Source organism: uncultured Frigoribacterium sp. (assembly GCF_963515265.1).
Classification (GTDB): Bacteria; Actinomycetota; Actinomycetes; order Actinomycetales; family Microbacteriaceae; genus Frigoribacterium.
The window spans coordinates 1-5,602 of record NZ_CAUPYL010000169.1 but is presented as its reverse complement, the minus strand read 5'-3'; the positions used below and the strand labels follow the sequence as shown (position 1 = coordinate 5,602).

Here is a 5,602-nt window from a genome sequence, read left to right as displayed (position 1 = left end):
GGCTGCCGGGGCGTCCTCGTGACCGTGCCCCCGCCTCCTGCGGGCCGGGTGCTGTTCGCCGGCGACCTCGTCGACACCGAGGCGACGGAGGCGCTCGGCCGCCGGCTCGCCGGGCTGCTGCGTGCCGGCGACCTGCTGGTGCTGACGGGGCCGCTGGGCGCCGGCAAGACCACGCTGACCCGCGGCCTCGGCGCCGGGCTGCAGGTTCGCGGCCAGGTGGCGAGCCCCACGTTCGTCCTCGCGCGCACGCACCCGACGGCCTCGGGCGTGCCGCTGGTGCACGTCGACGCGTACCGGCTGGGCGGCGCCGACGAGCTCGACGACCTCGACCTCGACTACGAGGGGTCGGTCGTCGTGGTCGAGTGGGGCGCCGGACTGCTCGACGGCGTGGCGGAGTCGTGGCTCGACGTCGTGATCGAGCGCCCGACCGGAGCGGGAGGCGGGCTCGGCGACGACGGCAGCGACCCCGAGGGCCTCCCCGGCCCCGACGGCCTCGTCGACCCCGACGCCCTCGCCGACTCCGACTCCGATCCCGACGACGTCGCCGACGAGCCGCGCCGCCTGACGATCACGGCGCACGGCCCGCGCTGGGAGGGCGTCCGGCTCACGACCGGCTGAAGCGCTGCTCTCCCACGACGCCGAGCAGCCCGAGCGCCTCGGCGGCGCCCGACCCGGGCACGGGGGTGAGCACGAGCAGCACCTGCGACTGGTCCTCGGTGAAGAGCGCCTGGCAGTGCACCTCGATCTCGCCGACCTCGGGGTGCCGCAGGGTCTTGTGCTCGTCGAAGCGGCTGCCCACCTCCTGCAGGTCCCAGTAGCGACGGAACTCGTCGCTCGACGCGAGGAGGCTCGCCACGACGCGCGCCGCCAGCGGATCGGGATCGGGCATCGACGCGGCCACGCGCAGCTGCGCGACCTGGAGCCGGCCCTGGTGCTCGTGGTCGTGCTCCGGGTACTGGCCGCGCGCCTCCGGGTGGGCGAACCAGCGGTGGATGCCGCTGCGGTCGAGGCCGGTCCAGCCGAGCCCGTCGCCGAAGACGGCGGCGGCCAGCCTGTTCTGCGCCAGCGTCTCGCCGAGCTCGGTGATGACGAGGGCCGGGGTGTCGTCGAGGCGGTCGAGCACGCGCATCAGGCCGGGGCTGACGTGCGGCGAGCGGCGTGCGCGGCGGGGAGCCTCGTGGCCGGCGAGGCGGAACAGGTGGTCGCGCTCGTCGAGGTCGAGGCGCAGCCCGCGGGCGATGGCCGTGAGCATCTGGTCGGAGGGCTGCGGCCCCCGGCGCTGCTCGAGACGGGCCCAGTAGTCGGACGACATGCCGACGACCGCGGCGATCTCCTCCCGCCGCAGGCCGGCGGTGCGACGACGGGCGCCGGCGGGCAGGCCGACGTCGGAGGGCTGCAGCGCCTCGCGGCGTGCGCGGAGGAACTCGGCGAGTCCGGGACGGTCCATGGGCCCATCCTCGCCCCTGGCGGCGGCGCGGACCAGGGACCGGCGCTCCCCCGATCGGCGCTCCCTTCCCGGGCAGGGAGGCGCGGCGCAGGCTGGACGGCGACGGGCCCCTGGCCCCGACGCCGCCGGACGACACCGGCGGGCCACACGACCGAGGAGACACCATGAAGACCACCGGGAACACCGTCCTGATCACCGGCGCCACGTCGGGCATCGGCCTCGGCCTCGCCGAGCGCCTGAGCGCCCGCGGCGACACCGTGGTCGTCGCCGGACGCCGCCGCGCGCTGCTCGACGAGATCGTCGCGACGCACCCCGGCGTGCACGCGGTCGAGCTCGACGTGGCCGACCCCGAGTCGATCCGCGCGGCGTTCGAGACCGTCACCCGCGAGCACCCCGACCTCGACGTCGTCGTCACGATGGCGGGCATCATGCTCCCCGAGGACCTGCGCGACCCCGCCCACCTCGACGTCGCCGAGTCGATCGTCACGACGAACCTGCTCGGCACGATCCGCACCGCCGCCGCGTTCGGCCCCTGGCTCGCGGCCAAGCCGGACGGCGTGCTGATGACCGTGTCGTCGGGCCTGGCGTTCGTGCCCCTGCCCGTGACTCCGACCTACTCCGCCACGAAGGCCGCCGTGCACTCGTTCACCCAGAGCCTCCGCGTGCAGTGGGCCGACACGCCCCTCCAGGTCGTCGAGCTCGTGCCGCCGGCCGTGCAGACGACGCTGATGGGCCAGCAGGACGACGAGTCGGCCATGCCGCTCGAGGAGTTCCTCGACGAGACCGTGCGGATCCTCGAGCAGCAGCCCGACGTCGAGGAGGTGCTCGTCCAGCGCGTGCGGTTCCTCCGCGACGCCGAGGCCGAGGGGCGCCACGCGGACGTGCTCGCCCTCCTCTCGCAGCACCGCTGACCTCGCCGTCCCCCTCCTCATTCAGGAACATCCGTCCTGATCCGCGCAGGGGAGGGACTCGAGGTCCTGAGCCGTGCACGGTTCAGGAACCGTCGTGGTCGTCGTCCTGAGTCCTGCTGCGCAGGCGTCCGATCCGAGGCGAGGAGGCGCGGGCCGCGTCGGCGGCACCGCCTACGATTGACCTCGTGATCCTGGCCATCGACACCTCCGCCGGCACGGCCGTCGCCGTCGTCGACCGCGACGGCGGGGTCCTCGCCGAGCGGTCCGTCGCCGGCACCCGTCGGCACGCCGAGGTGATCGGCACGCTGATCGAGGCCGTCACGGCCGAGGCCGGCGTCGCCGCGCGCGACCTCAGCGCGGTCGTCGCGGGCGTCGGGCCCGGCCCGTTCACCGGTCTCCGGGTCGGCATCGTCGCCGCCCGTGCCTACGCGTTCGGCGCCGGGGTGCCCTGCCTCGCCGTCGGCAGCCACGACGCGGTCGCGTTCGAGCGCCTCAGCGCGCAGGCCGGCAGGTCCGTCTCCGACGCCGGCGGTCGTCTCGACTCCCCGCTCGTGGTCGTGACCGACGCGCGCCGCCGCGAGGTGGCCTGGACGGCGTGGTCGGGCCTCGACGACGACGGCCTCCCCGTGTCCGTCGGGGGGCCGGCGCTCGTGGTGCCGGCGCTCCTCGACGAGGCGACCGGCGCCTCCTCGACCTGGCCCCGCACCGACCCCGACGACACCGTCGTCTCGGCCGGCGCGCTCGGCATGCTGGCCGAGCGCCTGTTCGAGCACGGCCGTCCGTTCGCCGACGCGGCTCCCCTGTACCTGCGTGAGCCCGACGTCACGCCGGCGGCCCGGCCGAAGACGGTCAGCCAGTGAGCTTCCGGCTGCGACGCGCCTCCGTCGACGACCTCGACGCCGTCATGGCGATCGAGACGTCGGTCTTCGTGAACGACGCCTGGTCGAGCGAGGGGATGGCGCACGAGCTCGCCTCCCGCGACGGCTTCTACCTCGTCGCCACGCCCGATGCCGATGACACCCGCATCGTGGGCTACAGCGGGCTCATGGTGCTGCCCGGCGCTCCCGACGCCGACGTGCAGACCATCGCCGTGCTGCCCGAGGCTCGGCGCTCGGGGCTCGGACGCGCGCTGATGGGCCAGATGATCGCCGAGGCCCGGCGTCGCGGCGTCCGCGAGGTGTTCCTCGAGGTGCGTGCCGACAACCCCGGGGCGCAGAGCCTCTACGAGTCGCTCGGCTTCGAGGCGATCGCGGTGCGCCCCCGCTACTACATGCCCGACGCCGTCGACGCGGTCGTCATGCGGCTGCGGGTGCCGGCGACGACGACCGAGCTCGCGGGCACGACGAGCCAGACGACCGAGAGCGAGAAGCTGCCGTGACCGAGACCGCCGCCTCCTCGGCCCCGCTCCGCGCCCCCGTCGTGCTCGGCATCGAGACGAGCTGCGACGAGACCGGGGTCGGCATCGTGCGCGGCACCGAGCTGCTCGCCAACGTCATCTCGTCGTCGATGGACGAGCACGCCCGCTACGGAGGCGTCGTGCCCGAGGTCGCCGCCCGCGCCCACCTGGACGCGATGGAGCCCGCCCTGCGAGCGGCGCTCGCCGAGGCCGGGCTGACGCTCGACGAGGTCGACGCGATCGCCGTCACGAGCGGCCCCGGGCTGGCCGGCGCCCTCATGGTCGGGGTCGGCGCGGCCAAGGCGCTCGCGCTCGCCACCGGCAAGCCCCTCTACGCCGTGAACCACCTCGTCGGACACGTCGGTGCCGACGTGCTGCGCGACGACGGCAGCGACCTCGAGCTGCCGACCGTCGCCCTCCTCGTCTCGGGCGGCCACACGTCGCTGCTGCACGTGCGCGACCTCGTCGACGACGTCGAGCTGCTCGGCGAGACGATCGACGACGCTGCGGGCGAGGCATTCGACAAGGTCGCCCGACTGCTCGGCCTGCCCTACCCCGGCGGGCCGCACATCGACCGCGTCGCCGTCGGGGGAGACCCGGCCGCGATCCGGTTCCCCCGCGGGCTCACCCTGCCGAAGGACAGGGCGGCCCACCGCTGGGACTTCTCGTTCTCGGGGCTCAAGACCGCCGTCGCCCGGTGGGTCGAACGCCGCCGCGACGAGGGGCAGGAGGTGCCGGTCGCCGACGTGGCCGCCAGCTTCCGCGAGGCGGTCGCCGACGTCCTGCTCACGAAGGCGCTCGACGCCTGTGTCGAGCTCGGCGTGCCCCGTCTCCTGCTCGGCGGGGGCGTCGTCGCCAACGCGCGCGTGCGGCAGCTCGCGGAGGAGCGCTGTGCGGCAGCCGGGGTCGAGCTGCGCGTGCCGCCCCTGTCGCTCTGCACCGACAACGGCGCGATGATCGCGGCCCTCGGCGCACAGCTCGTCTCCCGGGGGCGGGCGCCGTCGCCGCTCGACTTCGGGGCGGACTCCACGCTGCCGGTGACGGTCGTCCAGGTCTGACGCGCGCCGCGCCTCCGCCGTCCACAGCCCCCGTGCGCTGCCGAGCCGTCGTTGGCCCCTCGCGCTAAGGTGGGGGCCTCACGACCAAGGAGACCCCGGACATGACCGATCAGAACCCGGCCCCCCAGGGCCAGCCGTACCAGCAGGACGCCTACCAGCAGAACCCGTACCAGGCACCCCCGGCGCCGAACGGCGGCTACGGCGCCCCGGCCCAGCGCAACTCGCTCGCCCTCGTCGCCCTGATCCTCGGCATCGCCGGCTTCTTCACGGGCATCGCGAGCATCGGCGCCATCGTCGTCGGCCACATCTCGCTGAGCCAGATCAAGAAGACCGGCGAAGAGGGCCGTAGCATGGCGCTGTGGGGCACGATCCTCGGCTACGCCGCGATCGCGCTGGGCATCATCCTCGTGATCATCTTCGTCGTCTTCTTCGCGGCCGCCGCCTCGGCAGGTCTCGGCGACTACGAAACCTACTGAGACATCCGTGGGCCTCGTGCCCGCGATCCGAGTCCTGGATCGGCTCCTCGACTCGGTGGATAGCATGACGGGGTCCGCGCCCACCGGCGCGGGCCCCGTTCCCGCATCCTGAGCGTGCCGACCGCACGACTCGTCCGCAGCAGCCCCGCACGCGAAAGGCTCCCCATGGCCACCGACGACCCGAACACCGAGCAGCCGGCACCCGGCTCGGCTCCTGCGCCCGCCCCGTCGCGCGAGCACGCGCCTGCCTCGTCGGGCGACCACGACCGACCTGCCTCGTCGCCGCCGCTGCCGCCCACCGCCTTCCCCGGCGC

7 protein-coding genes are annotated in these 5,602 nt (G+C 74.7%); 6 read left to right on the top strand and 1 reads right to left on the bottom strand.

Features of this window, described 5'->3' with window-relative positions; all coding sequences use genetic code 11:
- Positions 1 to 48: 48 nt before the first annotated feature.
- Positions 49 to 618 (top strand): tRNA (adenosine(37)-N6)-threonylcarbamoyltransferase complex ATPase subunit type 1 TsaE, encoded by a 570-nt coding sequence (tsaE, locus tag RWM17_RS11675; protein ID WP_399540471.1) that lies wholly within the window; start codon positions 49 to 51, stop codon positions 616 to 618.
- Here tsaE and RWM17_RS11670 read toward each other — a convergent pair.
- Positions 605 to 1,447 (bottom strand): helix-turn-helix transcriptional regulator, encoded by an 843-nt coding sequence (locus RWM17_RS11670; RefSeq protein ID WP_192040743.1) that lies wholly within the window; start codon positions 1,445 to 1,447, stop codon positions 605 to 607. The two genes, tsaE and RWM17_RS11670, sit on opposite strands and share 14 nt — an antisense overlap.
- 164 nt (positions 1,448 to 1,611) lie before the next feature.
- On the opposite strand from RWM17_RS11670, the gene RWM17_RS11665 reads away from it, so the two are divergent.
- From RWM17_RS11665 to RWM17_RS11645, 5 genes are all read left to right on the top strand, one after another.
- Complete coding sequence (locus tag RWM17_RS11665; protein WP_314103869.1) at positions 1,612 to 2,358, top strand: SDR family NAD(P)-dependent oxidoreductase; 747 nt, start codon at positions 1,612 to 1,614, stop codon at positions 2,356 to 2,358.
- Positions 2,359 to 2,543: 185 nt separating this feature from the next.
- Positions 2,544 to 3,218 (top strand): tRNA (adenosine(37)-N6)-threonylcarbamoyltransferase complex dimerization subunit type 1 TsaB, encoded by a 675-nt coding sequence (gene tsaB / locus RWM17_RS11660; protein ID WP_314103868.1) that lies wholly within the window; start codon positions 2,544 to 2,546, stop codon positions 3,216 to 3,218.
- The gene (gene rimI / locus RWM17_RS11655; protein ID WP_314103867.1) at positions 3,215 to 3,736 is read left to right on the top strand and encodes a ribosomal protein S18-alanine N-acetyltransferase; all 522 of its coding nucleotides are present in this window, start codon (positions 3,215 to 3,217) and stop codon (positions 3,734 to 3,736) included. Before tsaB ends, rimI begins: the two co-directional genes overlap by 4 nt.
- Positions 3,733 to 4,812 (top strand): tRNA (adenosine(37)-N6)-threonylcarbamoyltransferase complex transferase subunit TsaD, encoded by a 1,080-nt coding sequence (gene tsaD, locus RWM17_RS11650; RefSeq protein ID WP_314103865.1) that lies wholly within the window; start codon positions 3,733 to 3,735, stop codon positions 4,810 to 4,812. The genes rimI and tsaD overlap by 4 nt, the downstream gene beginning before the upstream one ends.
- Before the next feature lie 101 nt (positions 4,813 to 4,913).
- Complete coding sequence (locus RWM17_RS11645) at positions 4,914 to 5,288, top strand: DUF4190 domain-containing protein (RefSeq protein WP_192040746.1); 375 nt, start codon at positions 4,914 to 4,916, stop codon at positions 5,286 to 5,288.
- Positions 5,289 to 5,602 lie beyond the last annotated feature (314 nt).